The sequence below is a fragment of the Cupriavidus sp. 05N38 genome, assembly GCF_056397345.1.
On sequence record NZ_JBFTNF010000019.1, the window covers coordinates 1 to 15,797 of the forward strand.

Here is a 15,797-nt window from a genome sequence, read left to right on the forward strand (position 1 = left end):
GCGAACCTGATTCATAAAGCCCTCGCGAACCGCTTCCGGCGTCAGATCCTGGCGTGGCTGAAGACGCCGAACGAGGTCTTCGTACAGGGCTACATCGATCTTGGTCATGGCGTGCCGTCGACTGTGATTCACGCACGCAGTGGCCTGTCGCAGTCGACCGTATCGGCGCATGTCGCAACGTTGGTCGAGGCCGGCCTTCTTGTTCAGACCCGGGTGGGGCAGTGGATCCTCCTCTCTCGGAATGAAGAGGTGATACGCGCCTTTGCCAGGCAGATCAGCTTGCATCTGTAGACGCCGGCCTTGTCGATCGGAGGGGCGGACGCACCGCCCTCGCGAACCGATGGTCGTTGCTTGCCTTGAGACCGCCAAATGCCACGGCGGGGTGATCCTGGTCACGCTGGCATGTTGACGCCAGGGAACCGTGGCGATTGCCGCGTGTACGTCATATCGATCCCTGGAAGTGCGCTTATTGCGCGAAGCCATCCCCGCCACGCAAGAGCAGCACGCTTCATTGTCGCGGCGGCGAACACGGTCGCGCTTGGTTGCCGTGCCGATCAATCTGGCCGCATCCTGCCGGCATTGGTGTCCGGCGAGGTCTGCGTCGCGTTCGCGATTGACGCGCTGAGCATCGACTACACAGTGGACTCGAGCACGCCCGCCTGTACGCGCGATCTTCAGAAATTAATACATCACAACGTGATGTAAGTGTCTGGCCATGCGCAATGAACAATGCGCGTGCCGATGCGATGAAGGATGCCATGGCGCAACACGCCACTTCCTCCTGGGCGGAATGGATCACGGGGCGACGGTGGCGGCTTCAGACACTTCATGATGTGTCTCCGTGCTTGGGGCGCTCCGCATTGGCCGATACCTTGCATGCATTGGCCTGAGATTAGCCTATTTGCATCAGCCCGCATGCTTCCGCTTCACTATCATTTGAATCTGGTGACCCGACGTGAATGGGCTCCTGCAAGCATGGCTTCCTGATTCATCCGCAGCGGCGCTGCGATGTGGTGCGCCTCGAAGTGGCACGACTTATTCGGTAGACAACGTATGACCAGTGATCCTGTCGACATCGCTGCGGCACTTATCGCAAACCGGCGCCCGTTCGTCCTGGCACTGGTGATCGGTGTTGCCGGGCTCGCAGATGACTATGCGGGTGACATGACGATCTTCGCCTCGGACGGCACGGTGCTTGCGGGGGATGCATTCGGACTCGGCTCCGGGAAGCCGCTGCGGGAAAAGGTCAAGGTGTGCTTCGCAAGCGGGTCTCCCATGGTGCTGGATATCGAACTGGTCGGGAACACCGCTGACGACGGCGACAGGCCGTCTGGTGGTGCACTGAAGATCTACCTGGAGGCCGTCGTGCCGCGCGCGGGTCGCTGGCAATCGCCTCCCGATAGGGTGATCGAGGCGACGTCATGAGGCGTGGAATGAGGCCGTGAAGCCGCCGGGAATGACATCCAGCGTGCGTGGCGTGGAACCCCACGCACGCTGTCGCAATCACTTGCTGCATCTGACTGGCACCTCGGCTTTGAATCTGATATCCGGCGACACAAGCGTTCAGCGAAATCGTTGCGGATAGCCGGCTGATTCTGCACGGAAGCAGGCAAAGGGAGACACCACTCCCGAGCATGTATCGCGACGAATCGGTGCTTGTATCCGCTCAATCATCTCAGGAGAGCAACATTGGAGACACCAAACAAAGGAGGCCGCGGCTGGATCTGGCCGCTCCTCCTCGCCCCCTACATCGGCCTCTTGTGGCTGCCGTTCTATATCAGCGCACAGCCCGAGTGGTTCGGCTTTCCGTTCTTCTATTGGTATCAGTTCCTCTGGGTGCCAATCACCTCCATGCTGCTGTACGTCGTGTATCGGGGGATGAAATGATCGATACATCGGCGGTCGACGGCGTGGCGATGGCGGTATTCATTGCGTTCTTCGTGCTCGTTACTGTGCTGGGCTTCGTTGCAGCGCGCTGGAAACGCGGCGACCTGTCCCAGCTTCACGAATGGGGTCTCGGTGGCCGGCAATTCGGCACGGTGATCTCGTGGTTCCTTGTTGGCGGGGATTTCTATACGGCATATACGGTCATCGCGGTCCCTGCGCTGGTCTATTCGGTGGGCGCGTATGGCTTCTTCGCGATGCCCTACACGATCATCGTCTATCCGTTCGTGTTCGCGGTCATGCCGAAACTGTGGGAGATCTGCCACCGCAAGAACCACATCACGGCGGCCGACTACGTGCAGGGCGAATTCGGCGGCAAATGGCTGCCGGCGGCAGTCGCCGTCACGGGGATCGTCGCCACGCTGCCGTACATCGCGCTGCAACTCATCGGCATGCAGGTGGTGATCAAGGGCCTCGGCGTCGATGGCGAACTGCCCCTGATTGTCGCCTTCGCCATCCTGGCCGTGTACACCTATTCGAGCGGCTTGCGTGCGCCGGCGATGATCGCCTTCGTGAAAGACATCATGATCTATATCGTGGTCATTGCCGCGATATCGATTATCCCGAGCAAGCTCGGTGGCTACGGTGCGCTGTTCCATGCAGCCGACACGTACTTCGCTGCCAAGGGCGGGGTCACGGGCATCATCCTGAAGCCATCGCAGTTCACGGCGTATGCGACGCTGGCACTCGGATCGGCGCTGGCAGGGTTCATGTATCCGCATACCATGACGGGCGTGTTGTCGTCGAGTTCGGCAAACACAGTGCGCAAGAACGCCATCGCGCTGCCGGCTTACACGCTGTTGCTGGGCCTGATCGCGCTGCTGGGCTATATGGCAGTCGCGGCCGGCGTGCACGTGACGTCCGCTTCGGACGTGGTGCCGGCGCTCTTCCTCAAGTTGTTTCCGTCGTGGTTCGTGGGCTTTTCGGCGGCCGCCATCGCCATCAGCGCGCTGGTGCCGGCAGCCATCATGTCGATTGGCGCGGCAAATCTCTTCACGCGGAATCTATACGAGCCGCTGATCGCGCCGAACGTGACTCCTGAGATGGAAGCGAAGAGTGCCAAGCTGTTCTCGCTGGTCGTGAAGTTTGGCGCGCTGCTCTTCATCATCGTGCTGCCGACGCAATACGCGATCGACCTGCAGTTGCTCGGCGGTGTCTGGATTCTCCAGATCTTCCCGGCGGTCGTGTTCACGTTATACACGCGGCGCCTGACTGCGCCTGGACTATTTGCCGGCTGGGCTGTCGGCATCGTCACGGGTACGAGCCTGGCGATCTCCCTGGGGCTGAAGCCGGTGTACACGCTGCACTTTGGCGATGCCGCCTATCCGACTTATATCGGTGTGATTGCGCTGGTGCTCAATATCGTCGTGTCTACGGTGGTATCGGCGGTGACACAGAAGCATCGTGTTGCCGACGACAGGGCTTCCGTCGCCGCCCGGTAGCGCGTGCCGCCTTCCGGCCTGGCGGGCTGGAAGGCGGCGCGGGTTGCCCGGCGCGGCCCTGGGGTCTGGCGGACAGATGAGCCGATGAAAATCGCTGTTATCGCCTTTTAGTGGTGTTCCAATAAAACAATCTGGAGATTTGATGAAGAAGGTTCTTGCGGTATTTGCCGCATCCATTGCAGCCAACGCCGTATATGCCCAATCGAACGTGACGCTGTACGGTGTTGCTGACGCTGGCGTTGAATATATCAACAATGCGGGGCGCAACGGGGATGGTCTCGCACGGGTAACTTCGGGAAATCAGTCAGGCTCGCGCTGGGGGTTGCGTGGCGCGGAGGACCTGGGCAGCGGGATGAAGGCAGTCTTCCAGCTGGAAAGYGGCTTTGATATCGACACCGGYAATTCCGGTCARAGCGSTCGCCTGTTTGGCCGCGATGCRTACGTGGGRCTGGAAAGCCGGTATGGTTCGCTGCGTCTTGGACGGCAGCAGACCTCGATGCGCGAATTCGGCTCTGCCTACGATCCCACCGTCATCGCCGACCGCTACGGCATGCTTTCGATTGCACCGGAGTTTGGTGCGCGCGCGGACAATGCCATCAAGTATATGGGCGCGTTCGGCGGGGTCACTGCGCAAGCCTTCTACTCGTTCCAGGCCAATGGCACCGAGGTAGCCGGCAGCAACGTATTCGGGCGCGAATTTGGCGCATTCGTCAATTACGCGAGCGGCCCGTTCTCGGTGGGTGCGGCCTATGACGATATCCATGTCGGTACGGCGGCGAATCAGGCGCCGGTCATCCGCCGCGTTTCCGTGGGGGGCGCTTACTCTGTTGGTGCCGCCAAGGTATTTGCAGGGTATCGCCTGGCCAAGGCGTACGACGGTGCAAGACTGCCGGGCGCGCAAGCGGCCGATGCGGGCTCCAACTTCTACTGGCTGGGTGTGATCTACAAACTCACGCCGGCGTTCTCGGTGCTGGGCACGGCTTACTACCAGGACTTCCGGCAGACCGGGTCGGACCCTTGGCAGTTCGTGCTGACCGGCGACTACACGCTGTCCAAGCGCACCGACGTCTACCTGTCGATGTCCTACGCGCTCAACAAGGACAGTTCCCAGCTCGGTGTCAACGGCTTCAACAGTGGCAGCGGCGCAACCGCCGTCTTTAACGTACAGCCCGGCAAGAACCAGGTCGGTGGGGTGATGGGGATCCGTCACCGGTTCTGATGCGCTTTGCCCCGACAACGGGGCGTTGTCTTGGTGCGATCGGCAAGCGATAAGCGCGAGCCCGTCGGGGAGTGCTCCTGTCGACCCGATCGCACGTCTGGCAGCTCGCCAGAGATGGATCGCCAGGGATTGAGACGGACGTCATGCGTCACTTTTTCGGGCGTCGCCATGTCACATGAACGCGTCGATGAGGTGGCGAAAAAGCCATGCCGACGCGCCGCCGCCTGGCAACGCTGTATCACGGCCGCGCCGTTGGCATTGATTGATTGGATTGGTCACCGGGAATGGAAGAACTGCGCCAGGTGGAGAATGGTCTTACCGTGGCGAGTTCCGGATGCTAACCTTGGGTACCTATCCCAGCGGCCCGCGTGCGACGAGGGCGGGGCGCTTTGCTGATCTACGCATCAGAGGAGTTCTATCATGGCGCAAGCCCACCCTGCCACTCCCCGCAACAATGACGGCGACGCTCAGGAAACCACCGAATGGCTGGATGCGCTCGATTCGGTGATCGCCTGCGAGGGCCCGGAGCGCGCGCACTACCTGATAGAGCGGCTCATCGAGCGGGCGCACGGTGCTGGCATTTACCTGCCGTTCAGCGCCAATACCGCCTACCTCAATACGATCCCGCTGGAGGCGCAGGCGCGCAGTCCCGGAGACCAGGGACTCGAGCATCGCATCCGCTCCTATATCCGATGGAATGCCCTCGTGCTGGTGCTGCGGGCGGCGCGCGAGACCAATGTCGGCGGCCATATTGCGAGCTTTGCCTCGGCGGCGACGCTGTACGAGATCGGCTTCAACCATTTCTGGCATGCACCGTCGGCGCAGCATGGCGGTGACCTTGTCTTCTTCCAGGGACACTCCGCACCGGGCTTCTACGCGCGCGCCTTCCTGGAGGGCAGGCTCACGGCCGAGCAGATGGACAACTTCCGCCAGGAGGTGGGCGGCAAGGGCATCTCGTCCTACCCGCATCCGTGGCTGATGCCGGATTTCTGGCAGTTCCCCACGGTATCGATGGGCCTGGCACCGATCATGGGCATCTACCAGGCGCGCTTCATGAAATACCTGCAGGACCGGGGCTTCGGCCAGCATGACGGGCGCAAGGTGTGGGTGTTCTGCGGCGATGGCGAAATGGACGAGCCCGAGTCGCGCGGCGCGCTTGGCATGGCCGGGCGCGAGCATCTCGATAACCTTATCTTTGTCATTAACTGCAACCTGCAGCGGCTCGACGGCCCGGTGCGCGGCAACGGCAAGATCATCCAGGAGCTGGAGTCGGAGTTCCGCGGCGCGGGCTGGAACGTGATCAAGGTGGTGTGGGGCAGCAAGTGGGATGCGCTGCTGGTGCGCGACAAGGCCGGCATCCTTGCGCGCCGCATGATGGAATGCGTTGACGGCGACTACCAGACCTTCAAGTCGAAGGACGGCGCCTATGTGCGCGAGCATTTTTTCAATACGCCCGAACTCAAGGCGCTGGTGGCGGACTGGTCCGACGACGATATCTGGGCACTGAACCGCGGTGGCCACGATCCGCACAAAGTCTACGCCGCCTACAAGGCCGCCAGCGAGCACCGCGGCCAGCCGACCGTGATCCTGGCCAAGACCATCAAGGGCTATGGCATGGGCGAGGCGGGCGAGGCACAGAACATCACCCACCAGCAGAAGAGCATGCGGGTGGAGGCGCTGATGCATTTCCGTGACCGCTTCCAGCTGCCGCTCACGGAACAGCAGCTCGACGAATTGCCGTACCTCGGCTTCGAGGACGGCTCGCGCGAGCACGCTTACCTGCATGAGCGCCGCCAGTCGCTGGGCGGCTACCTGCCGGCGCGCCGCCGGCGCGGGCCGTCGCTGGCGGTGCCGGCGCTCTCGGCGTTCGAGGGGCARCTCAAGGCCAGCGGCGAGGGCCGCGAGTTTTCCACCGCAATGAGCTTCGTGCGCATCCTCAACACGCTGCTGCGCGACAAGACGCTGGGCCGGCGCATCGTGCCGATCGTGTCGGACGAGTCGCGCACCTTTGGCATGGAAGGGCTGTTCCGGCAGATCGGCATCTGGTCGCAGCAAGGGCAGAACTACACGCCGCAGGATGCGTCGCAGCTGAGCTTCTACAAGGAATCGAAGGACGGCCAGATCCTGCAGGAAGGGATCAGCGAGGCTGGCGCCATGTCGGACTGGATCGCCGCCGCCACGTCGTACTCGACGCACGCCGAGCCGATGATCCCGTTCTTCATCTTCTATTCGATGTTCGGCTTCCAGCGCTTTGGCGACCTGGCGTGGGCGGCGGGCGACCAGCGTGCGCGCGGCTTCCTGCTGGGCGGCACCGCCGGGCGCACCACGCTCAACGGCGAAGGGCTGCAACACGAGGACGGGCACAGCCTGGTGTGGGGCGGCACCATCCCCAACTGCATCAGCTACGATCCCACCTTTTCCTATGAACTCGCGGTGATCATCCAGGACGGCCTGCGCCGCATGGTGCAGGAGCAGGAGGATGTGTACTACTACATTACCGTGATGAACGAGAACTACGAGCATCCGGCCATGCCGAATGATGCGGAGGCGGACATCCTGAAGGGGATGTACCTGTTCCGGCGCGGCAAGGACGGCGCGGCCGGGCAGCCGCGCGTGCAGTTGCTGGGTGCCGGCACCATCTTCCGCGAGGTGATCGCCGCGGCGAAGCTGCTGGACGAGGACTGGGGCGTCCAGGCCGACCTGTGGGGCTGCCCCAGCTTTACCGAGCTGGCGCGCGAGGGCCACGCGGCGGTGCGCTGGAACCTGCTGCATTCGGGCCAGACGCCGCGGCGCTCGCACGTGGAACAATGCCTGGCGCCGATGCAGGGGCCGGTGATCGCGGCCACCGACTATGTGCGCGCGCTGGCGGACCAGATCCGCTCGTTCGTGCCGCGCCGGTACGTGGTGCTGGGGACGGACGGCTACGGCCGTTCGGACACGCGCGAACAGCTGCGGCACTTCTTCGAGGTGGATCGCCACTGGATTACCCTGGCGGCGCTGAAGGCGCTGGCGGACGATGGCACGATCGACAAGGCGATCGTGCAGCAGGCGCTGCAAAAATATGGACTCGATTCCGAGAAACCGTATCCGCTCCACGCCTGAGACCTGACGGGCTGCGCTGGGCTTGGCGCTCCCATGTTCCGCAAGAGCGGGCCTGGGAGCGAGCCGGGCTCTTGCGGGCTGTCCCGGCGCGCGTGCCGCTGCGCCGGCTGGTGGCATCCTCGGGACGATCCGCGCACGCAGGATAACCCGGCATGACGGCATGGTTCGGCGCCCGGCGCACCTTTAACGACCTGATCGATCAGCTTCTCAGGGGTGGCCGCACGGTCCCGGGTCTTGCCTTTGGTTTGCGCGGCATACAGGCACCTTGTCGACAAGTTATGCCCTGGACACAAAAATCCAGGCAGTCCCCACGATGGCCGGAAACCAGGAACATCTGGCGCCAAACAGCATCAAGCGGGAGAAGTGCCGCGCTGCGTCCGAACCTATACTCCCGACATCGCCACCTGGCGACAGGCCCGTGGCGCGGCCATTCACCGAGAAGAATTGATGCAGACTTTCCCACCACCCAATAGGCCCGACATTGGGAAACGCGACATATCGGTGAAGAATCTCCCAGTGAATCTTTTTGCCTCGGTCATGGGGATTTCCGGACTTTCTCTTGCCTGGCGATTGGCGACCCGTCAGTACGGCGTCAGTCCGGTCATTTGGGGCGCGATCGGCATCGTGGCCGTGATCGCATTTCTGATTCTGGCCATCTCGTACGCGGTGAAATTCGCAAAGTATCCGAATGCGGTGATGCACGAGTTCCGGCATCCCATCGCCGGAAATTTCTTCGGCACGGTGCCCATTGCGGTCTTGCTGATTTCTTCGGTGATCGGCGATGCCGATCGGGGCATGGCGGAGGTCATGTGGACCATCGGCGCCATTGGCACCATTGGCATCGCGTGCACGATTTCCAGCCAGCTTCTCCAGGGAAAGCTCGATTCCGGACATGCGCTGCCGGCGTGGCTGATCCCCGGAGTCGCGACGCTCGATATTGCCATGGCCGGCGGAACGATGCGTATGCCGTGGGCACACGAGATCAATATATTCTCCCTGTCCGTCGGGAGTATCCTTGCTCTTGTGTTCTTCACCATGATTGTGGCTCGCTTGATTCATCATGAGAAGCTGGAAGGAAATATGACCTCTTCGCTCATGATCCTGATCGCGCCGTTCGAAGTTGGCTTCCTGGCCTACACGAATTTCATGCAAAGAGTTGATATGTTCGCGGCGGTCCTGTTCTATTTGGGATTGTTTATTTTCTTTATATTGGTTCTCAAGGTGTTCCGCCGGAGAATTCCATTTTCAGTGGGTTGGTGGGGCGTCAGCTTTCCCATCGCGGCATTGTCGAATGCGGCATTGAAGTATGCCGACACGGTGCATCTCTGGCCAATTACCATGTTGGCAATTCTTCTGCTGGCCTTCTTGACCGTGGTAATCGTCATGCTCTTCGTACGAACCATCCGGACTGTATGCAACGGGCACTTGCTATCCGCCAGGTGACGTTCCTATTGCAAAACATGTCCAGGCAGCGGGGCCGCGCATTGTCGGCATCAAGCGGGTCATGAGCCCGTCGCAACAGGCCAGACAGAGCTGGCCATGACGTCCTCCGGAGTGCTGGCGCCCGAGACGACGGCGGCCGTGGCGCCGTGGTCTTCGATGTCGGCTACGTGCTGTGCGAAGAGCCCGGCAATATGCGGCTGGCCCTGCATACCTTTCCGGTGGTGCTCGCACTGCTGTGGGCCGTAGCGGTAATGATCTTTGCCGTGCTGCCCATCTTCCCGGTCCTTGCCGCCGAGCCATCTGTCGGCGCACACGGCCGCGGCCGGCAATGCCTTCATCAGTAGCATTGGCTCTTTCGTTGTGTGGAGCTACCGCCGGCAGGTCGGCAAGCCATAGCGTCGCGGTCTGCCGTCTGGCAGCAGACGGATCATCGTTCGCGGTAGACCTGCGGCCAAGAAGGGATCCCCGGACTCGGGGCAGCGGAGATCCAAGGTGGTCAGCGGCACCTTGCGGTTGGCCGGAGCAAGTTTACCTTCGGGCGCTTGCCGGCACCTTGACCCCCAATACTCTTTCCGCGCACCGCTCGTCGCAGGTTTCGGCGGCCTTCCTGGGCACAAGTATCAGAAGGCGCCTGGGATCAATCACGTAGTAGGTGAAGTTGTCCGGACAGGAGCTGCCGGCGCAGGCACTGGCAATCAACAGCCTGTCGCCAATTGCCGTCGGCACGCATGCAATCGCGTTCTGGTCGGACAACGGATCGCGCAGGGCGATCTCCTTGCCCGCCTGACGAACGATGACCACCCCGGCGTCCAGGTCTATGCCGAAGTGATTGCCTGAGGTGGAAGTTACTCCCATCACACGGACCACGGCGCCACCGCATGCGCCGGTGAAGTTGGTCGCTTGTTCTGCAAGCACCTGGCGCTCGCCATCCATGGGGCGCAGCGTGACGGGTGCTGCGATGGCAGGCAGGGTAAGGCAGAGCAACAGAAGTGCGGCTAATTTCTTCATAAACGACGGGCAGGGAAAAACGAAACGGAGAGGCTCAGGGTGCCGAGGAACTAGCGGTAACGGGCCATCAACGCCTGATATCGCGGATCGCTCTTTAGGGCACTCAATTCGGTGGAGGCATCGATTAGGTCGAACTGACGGAAGCCGTGCTGGAAGCTTGCGTGAAGGCTTCGCACCGCGCTGTCGGCGTCGCCTTGCCGTAAGGCGGCAACGGCGCGGCGATAGTCGTCCATGCCGTCGGGTGTCGGTGTGGCGACTGTCGCCTGAGCGCTCGAAGTCTGCGGAGAGCGGGTGACAGTCGGCGGCGTAGGCTGCTGGGAATCCAACGGAGAGCTTGCGACGGGCACAGAAGACTGGCGCTGGGCCGCAACAAGAGCGTGGGAAACAGGTGCGCTGGCCGTTGCTGCCGCATGCGGCGTCAGGGCAACACGGCGGTAGTACAGCTTTCCAACGAACGGCAAATCCACCGAGATGCGATTGGCATCCTCGAAATGGAATGACAGCGCCAGGCTCATTGGCCCTTCTAGCGTCACCTCGTCGCCCTTGGCTGTAATGGCGGAGATCGGTATCTCGATATCACCATCAGGGCTGCGTACCGCATGGAGTGTGACTTCGAACTCGGGCCCCATTGGCACGCTGATTCCTTGGGCGATGAATCGCTCGGCTCGCCAGTGTCCAAGAATGCGGTTGCCGTCGGGCTTGCCGCAGGCCATCAGCAAGCCGGCTGCGAGCACTGCGGGGGCGATGCGCAGTGCCATGCCCCCCGTACGACGCCTGCCGTCGCGCAAGGCAAGGACGATGTTCACCAGACTCATGTGGTCTGCTTGCGATACTGCTCTACGAGCTTGGTGAAGCGCGGGTCCTTGCGCAAGCTATCGAGATCGGGATCTTGGTCCATCTTGTCGAAGTAGGGGAACCCGGCCATGAAGCTCGCTTCGAATTCCTTCAGCGCGTCGTCAGTGCGGCCTTGTTTCAGACGCAGTACCGCTAGGTTGTAAGGTACCAGCGATTGACGGGGATCGAGATCGCGAGCGGACGCCAGACTCTTCTCGGCCTCGTCTAGCTTGCCCTGGGTCATCTTCGCAATGGCGAGCTTGAGCATTTCGTTGGCAGCTGCCTTATTGCTGGCCTGCTCGGCGCTATCCGCATTGCYGGTCTTCAGATCGCTTTCACCCTTGGTGCGCAAGGCGGCAGTTTCTGCTTCGTTCGGAGCGATGCCACCGGCGGATGCGGGTGCGGATGCAGGGGCTGGTTCCGGGGCGGCTTCCGCGGCGGCAACAGGTGCGGCCACGGGCTCCACCGATTCCTCGGGTTGTCCAGCCTTATGTGCCAAGAAGAAGTAGCCGCCGCCGGCCAGCGCCACCACGACAGCCGCGGCGCCGGCGATTGCTGCCTTGTTCACGCCGCCGCGCTTGCCGCCGGTGGGGCCCTGCACCTGGTCCAGCAGTATGTTGCAACCAGGGCAGTGCAGATCGTCGCCAGGGGACCGTTCAAAGATTTCGCCCGCGTTGGCGCGTTCGCAGTCACCCAGCGTCGGGCATTTGTATTTCGCCATAACCTTCTACTCTTGAGTTTATGTCACACGGATGAACATCGGCCGGGCCGACGACAGGGATCGACACCGGCCGACGATGTAAGGCGTTAGTCGTTCAACGGTAGGCCGGCAATTTCGAACATGGGTTCCCGCATGGCGCCAAGCGCCACCAGTTGAAGATCCTGTTCGTCATGGTCGACTTCCTCGTAACGTGTTAGCACCATCTGCTGGTACGCCTTGCGCAGCTCGGTCTTCTTGTCGATGTGCTTGTACTCGGCATCGAGACGCTTAGCCACTTCCTTCTCGATGGCGGCCTGGGCCTCGGCCGGTTGCTCGGCTTGCAGCACGTCGTGCCACGTCTTGCCTTGCAGCACATGCACCTTCGGCAGGTCTCCGGCGAAGTACGAGAACACCCATTCCATCAGGCCCGTTGTCCGGTTCTGACGTTCCTTGACCATGCCGAGCAAGTGCGCCAGCAGGATGTACGGTTTGCGGCGGGATTCGGCCCGGATCTCGGCTGTCGATCGTGCGAAGAGCGGCGGCAGTTTGGCGCCATTGCCTTCGCCATGAAGTAGTACGGCTTCGCGGCTGTCGGCCAACAGGCCGTCGTAGTGGCGCTTGAACTCGGTCAGGGACTCGACGAAGCGCGCCGGCATCAGCGACGACACCTTCATGATCACAATCTGGTTCGACAGGTTCCCCACGGCCACCTTGGTGTCGGATGCCGGGTCCTTCTGCGACTCGAACAGCCCGGCCAGCTTGCTACGGAATTCCTTCTGACCCTCGCATTCCGGCAGGAACACGCCAATAGTCTGCGCGCGCCCCTGGCTGCCCCCAACATTGTTGGCGACTACGCGATCGACTTCGGTCTTGTTGTAGACGAGCGTCGTGCCAGCTTCCTCATACAACTGCGAAACGAATTCCTTGAGGCCCGAGTCATTGGCGTCGTAACGCTTCTGCAGGCGCTCCACAATGTTCACGTGCAGTACCGGCGGCATCTGACGGGCGATCTCGGCATGCGCCAGTTCGACGATCTGCGCGGACTCCTGCGACAGCGTGGAAATGATGCTTCCCAGCGACGTGCTCTGCAGCAGCACGTCGAAGCTGTCCACATCCGTGCCGGCCAGGTCGATGATCGACTGACGTACCCGTTGCGTGCGCGCCATCTGGGCCGCTTCGTCGATGATAAGTGCCTTCATTACGTTGGCAATGGCGGTCTCGTCGAAGATGCGCTTCTGGTAGACGGCATCGGCAGCCTTCAGGCGGCTGGCCCTTTCCTTGGACACCTTGTCAGTGGCAACTACCAGATTCTGGTGCAGGCCGTCGATGGTGCCCCGCAGCGAAACGAGCTGGTCCTTGACGAATGGGATCAGGCTGCACGCAAATTTCAGCCCCTGCTGGTTGGTATTCAGCGTGTATTGATCCTGCAGCAATGCGCCGATATCGGCAAAAAGGCCGCCGCGCTTGTCAGTCAGCGCCTTGGCGAAGATGCCAACGTTATTGAACTTGTTCTCCAGTTCCTTGTACCGGGCCTGGAGGGCTTCCAGCTCGTTGGGCAGCTTGGCGACGCGTGCGGACAGTAGTGCGAGGCGCTCGTCCAGCATGGCGATCAGCGCGTCCATGAACTGGCGAAGCTGGAACAGCGACGCGTTGCCCGCCTTCCAGCGCGCGAACAGGTCCTTTTCGATGTGCCGGCTGACATGGCGGGCCATCTCGAGTCGGGCGTTCCCCTTGATCTCGAAGAATTTCCGCACGCCGCCCATGGTGCGATACGTCTCGTCGAAGACCTTCGAGAGGCGGCCGTTTAGCACCAGTAGCCAGTTGGCTTCCTCGATGTTCTTGTCGGCACGGATATCCGGCACCTGCAAGCTGATGATCTGTTTCCAGTACTCGCGCGGCGGCTTCCACGCGGTGTTCTTGGCGTCGTCTTCGAGGATGCCGGTGTCGAGCATCAGGTGCGCGTCGGTCAGCAGAAACGACTGCAATGTGTCGGGCTTGCGAGCCTCGGAGCCCCAGTCTTTTTCCACGGCCTCGTCGGCGTACCCGTCGCCCTGGCGGAAATTGTTGTACATGAGCTGACGCGTGGCCTGTTCCGCAAAGCCGTACGCCAGGAATTCCTTGATCTCCTGTTCCGGCACCACCACGCGCTTAATGCCAAACGACATGAACAGCTTGGCGCGCGCTTTGCCGATGTTCTCGTCGCTTTCGAAGCTCTTGATGTCGTTTTCGCCCTTCTCGGCGCGACCCAGGCCTTCCCACTCCTTATTCATCGTCTTCTGGAAAATGAATTCGGCGACAAGGCGAGGCACTTCCACGTCTACATCGAACTGCACATTGTGCTCGTTGATGTTATTGACAAGGTAGCAGCCGTTGAAATAGATATCGTGATTCAGGCGCGAGCCGTCTAGCAGGTTGACCGGCTTGTACTTGCCCACGGCCAATGCATTGAGTTCGGTCAGCGCGGCATAGCCATTCGCATAGTACGTCGACACGCCAGCCACGTCCTTCACGCGGCGGGAATGCTTCTCGGGCAGTACGGCGTAGACGATAACGCGATACAGATCGTGGTCGGCGCACTTGTGGCGGATCTGGGCGACGGCATCCACCAACGAGCCGCTGCCGGTGCCGCCAGCCAAGCCGCAAACGATATGAATCACGGCCCCTTTCCTGCTGCCAGGCGCCGATTCCAGTACCTGCAGGCGATCTTCCACAGCCTTGACGAAGCGCGAGGCGTTTTGCGCGAACACCACGCGGCCCAGCTTGCGGCGTTGCGCGGCACCGGCCGTGGTGGCATTGACGAAGTCGAACACATCGCGCGGCTCGATCCAGTCCTTCAGGCCAGGGAAGGACTCGGGATCGCTGAGCACGGGACGGACATTGCTGGCCGTGTTGATAAGGTACTGGCTGCGATCGAGGTCGATTTCTTTGCCAAGGACCTTCCATTCCTCCTTCTTATTGATCTCGTCGTCCGACGTATCCACATAGAGGTATTCGAAGCGCGCTTCAGACGGGCTGTTGCCCTGGGCATCCTTGCTGCGCTCGATGGTCTTACGCAGATGACGGATAATCTTCCCGCCGGTGCCACCAAGGCCGACGATGAGGTGGTTATTGCTCATGAATTCCTTTATCACGGTTGCGACGCGGGGAAACGCGCCTCTAGTAGGCTGCTCCCTGGCATCATGGGTCGTGGGTGTTCGCTTATTCGTGCACCAGCCTAATCTTCAGGAACAGGCTGGCATCTGGAGTGGTGGCCTTCTTGACGACATAGGACGCGGCCTGCATGCCGCCCGCATCGGCGTCGTCGCTGAAAACGATGGCCTTTGACGCGTAGAGTGCGCCGGCATCCGCCTTGCCGCAGGCAGCGTCGTCGGTAAACGTGATGGCCTTCGATGCGTAAAGTGCCTGTTCGTTGGCGGCCTCAAATCGCTGAGGTGCGGCGTCCACTACGGGCGTGGCCGCTGGAGTATTGCACTGGGCCGCCGGCGCACCGGTGGACGCGGCGTACGTCGTGGTCACGACATCGGGCTGCATCGAGCGGATGCGATCCGGCATGTTGGAGGGCACGGGCTGTTGCGACACATAGACCAGCAAATGCTCAGTACCAGGCTTGCGATCGAATTCGAAGGCACCCTGGCCGGGCAGGAACACTACGCCCATGGCATTGATGTAGTTGTTGTGGCCCGGCTGCGGGTAGATCTGCGTGATCTTGCCGTTGGCATCCTCATTGAAAACGAAGATGTAGGAAGGCTTGTTCACCTTGACACCAAGCTGAAAGCGGTCACCACTCTGGAACTTGCGGCTCGCCAGGACATCGCGGGTGCTGCCGTCGGGGTTCTTGAGGCGGATGAAATAGCTGGCGCCGATGCTTTGGTTGGCTGGTTTCTTGCTGGCCACCTTGATCGGAGTCGCCTTCTGGGCAGAGGCGGGGGCGGCAGCTACCGCTGTGGTTGCATTGGCCGGCTTGCTCGTGGACACCGCGACGACGTCGTTGTCCTCGCCGAAGAACAGGGATTTTGCGCTATAGCTTTCCTGCGCGCAGGTGACGCCGCAGGCCGCGAGCAGCAGGGGCAGGGCAGCGAATTGAAGTCGCATGGTCAGCTCTTGA

14 protein-coding genes are annotated in these 15,797 nt (G+C 61.5%); 8 read left to right on the plus strand and 6 right to left on the minus strand.

Features of this window, described 5'->3' with window-relative positions:
• The 8 genes from AC1DK4_RS15675 to AC1DK4_RS15710 all read left to right on the plus strand — a co-directional run.
• Window positions 1-291: ArsR/SmtB family transcription factor (locus AC1DK4_RS15675; RefSeq protein ID WP_477131625.1), on the plus strand; the 291-nt coding region annotated here is incomplete at its 5' end.
• A 144-nt stretch (window positions 292-435) separates the two neighbouring features.
• Window positions 436-705 (plus strand): hypothetical protein, encoded by a 270-nt coding sequence (locus tag AC1DK4_RS15680; protein WP_441621437.1) that lies wholly within the window; start codon window positions 436-438, stop codon window positions 703-705.
• A gap of 348 nt (window positions 706-1,053) precedes the next feature.
• Window positions 1,054-1,425 (plus strand): hypothetical protein, encoded by a 372-nt coding sequence (locus tag AC1DK4_RS15685; RefSeq protein ID WP_441621435.1) that lies wholly within the window; start codon window positions 1,054-1,056, stop codon window positions 1,423-1,425.
• A gap of 264 nt (window positions 1,426-1,689) precedes the next feature.
• Window positions 1,690-1,887, plus strand: a complete 198-nt coding sequence (locus AC1DK4_RS15690; protein ID WP_441621433.1) for a DUF3311 domain-containing protein — start codon at window positions 1,690-1,692, stop codon at window positions 1,885-1,887.
• Window positions 1,884-3,386: a monocarboxylate uptake permease MctP gene (gene mctP, locus AC1DK4_RS15695; RefSeq protein ID WP_441621445.1), complete on the plus strand. Its 1,503-nt coding sequence runs from the start codon at window positions 1,884-1,886 to the stop codon at window positions 3,384-3,386. The genes AC1DK4_RS15690 and mctP overlap by 4 nt, the downstream gene beginning before the upstream one ends.
• A gap of 142 nt (window positions 3,387-3,528) precedes the next feature.
• Complete coding sequence (locus AC1DK4_RS15700; protein WP_477131626.1) at window positions 3,529-4,605, plus strand: porin; 1,077 nt, start codon at window positions 3,529-3,531, stop codon at window positions 4,603-4,605.
• Window positions 4,606-5,025: 420 nt separating this feature from the next.
• Window positions 5,026-7,707 carry a pyruvate dehydrogenase (acetyl-transferring), homodimeric type gene (gene aceE, locus AC1DK4_RS15705; protein ID WP_441621429.1) on the plus strand — a complete coding sequence of 894 codons (2,682 nt, stop codon included), beginning with the start codon at window positions 5,026-5,028 and terminating at the stop codon, window positions 7,705-7,707.
• Between the two features lie 516 nt (window positions 7,708-8,223).
• Window positions 8,224-9,150, plus strand: coding sequence for an SLAC1 anion channel family protein (locus tag AC1DK4_RS15710; RefSeq protein WP_477131627.1), 927 nt, complete (start codon window positions 8,224-8,226; stop codon window positions 9,148-9,150).
• Window positions 9,151-9,209: 59 nt separating this feature from the next.
• Here AC1DK4_RS15710 and AC1DK4_RS15715 read toward each other — a convergent pair whose 3' ends face one another.
• The 6 genes from AC1DK4_RS15715 to AC1DK4_RS15740 all read right to left on the minus strand — a co-directional run bounded on the left by AC1DK4_RS15715 (window position 9,210) and on the right by AC1DK4_RS15740 (window position 15,784).
• Window positions 9,210-9,497 carry a hypothetical protein gene (locus AC1DK4_RS15715; RefSeq protein WP_441621426.1) on the minus strand — a complete coding sequence of 96 codons (288 nt, stop codon included), beginning with the start codon at window positions 9,495-9,497 and terminating at the stop codon, window positions 9,210-9,212.
• A gap of 181 nt (window positions 9,498-9,678) precedes the next feature.
• A complete protein-coding gene (locus AC1DK4_RS15720) occupies window positions 9,679-10,158 on the minus strand; it encodes a hypothetical protein (RefSeq protein ID WP_441621424.1) in 480 nt (159 codons plus the stop codon).
• 50 nt (window positions 10,159-10,208) lie between these two features.
• Entirely contained in the window at window positions 10,209-10,973 is a 765-nt protein-coding gene (locus AC1DK4_RS15725; protein WP_441621423.1) for a hypothetical protein, read from the minus strand.
• Window positions 10,970-11,713: a tetratricopeptide repeat protein gene (locus tag AC1DK4_RS15730; protein ID WP_477131628.1), complete on the minus strand. Its 744-nt coding sequence runs from the start codon at window positions 11,711-11,713 to the stop codon at window positions 10,970-10,972. The genes AC1DK4_RS15725 and AC1DK4_RS15730 overlap by 4 nt, the downstream gene beginning before the upstream one ends.
• A gap of 86 nt (window positions 11,714-11,799) precedes the next feature.
• Window positions 11,800-14,808, minus strand: a complete 3,009-nt coding sequence (locus AC1DK4_RS15735; RefSeq protein WP_441621419.1) for a tubulin-like doman-containing protein — start codon at window positions 14,806-14,808, stop codon at window positions 11,800-11,802.
• An 82-nt stretch (window positions 14,809-14,890) separates the two neighbouring features.
• Window positions 14,891-15,784 (minus strand): DUF4384 domain-containing protein, encoded by an 894-nt coding sequence (locus AC1DK4_RS15740; protein ID WP_441621418.1) that lies wholly within the window; start codon window positions 15,782-15,784, stop codon window positions 14,891-14,893.
• Between the last annotated feature and the right edge of the window lie 13 nt (window positions 15,785-15,797).

Coding starts and splice junctions, on each gene's coding strand:
- AC1DK4_RS15720 (WP_441621424.1), bottom strand. CDS start 10,158: ATGAAGAAATTAGCCGCACTTCTGTTGCTCTGCCTTACCCTGCCTGCC.
- AC1DK4_RS15740 (WP_441621418.1), bottom strand. CDS start 15,784: ATGCGACTTCAATTCGCTGCCCTGCCCCTGCTGCTCGCGGCCTGCGGC.
- AC1DK4_RS15715 (WP_441621426.1), bottom strand. CDS start 9,497: ATGCTACTGATGAAGGCATTGCCGGCCGCGGCCGTGTGCGCCGACAGA.
- AC1DK4_RS15735 (WP_441621419.1), bottom strand. CDS start 14,808: ATGAGCAATAACCACCTCATCGTCGGCCTTGGTGGCACCGGCGGGAAG.
- AC1DK4_RS15725 (WP_441621423.1), bottom strand. CDS start 10,973: ATGAGTCTGGTGAACATCGTCCTTGCCTTGCGCGACGGCAGGCGTCGT.
- AC1DK4_RS15685 (WP_441621435.1), top strand. CDS start 1,054: ATGACCAGTGATCCTGTCGACATCGCTGCGGCACTTATCGCAAACCGG.
- mctP (WP_441621445.1), top strand. CDS start 1,884: ATGATCGATACATCGGCGGTCGACGGCGTGGCGATGGCGGTATTCATT.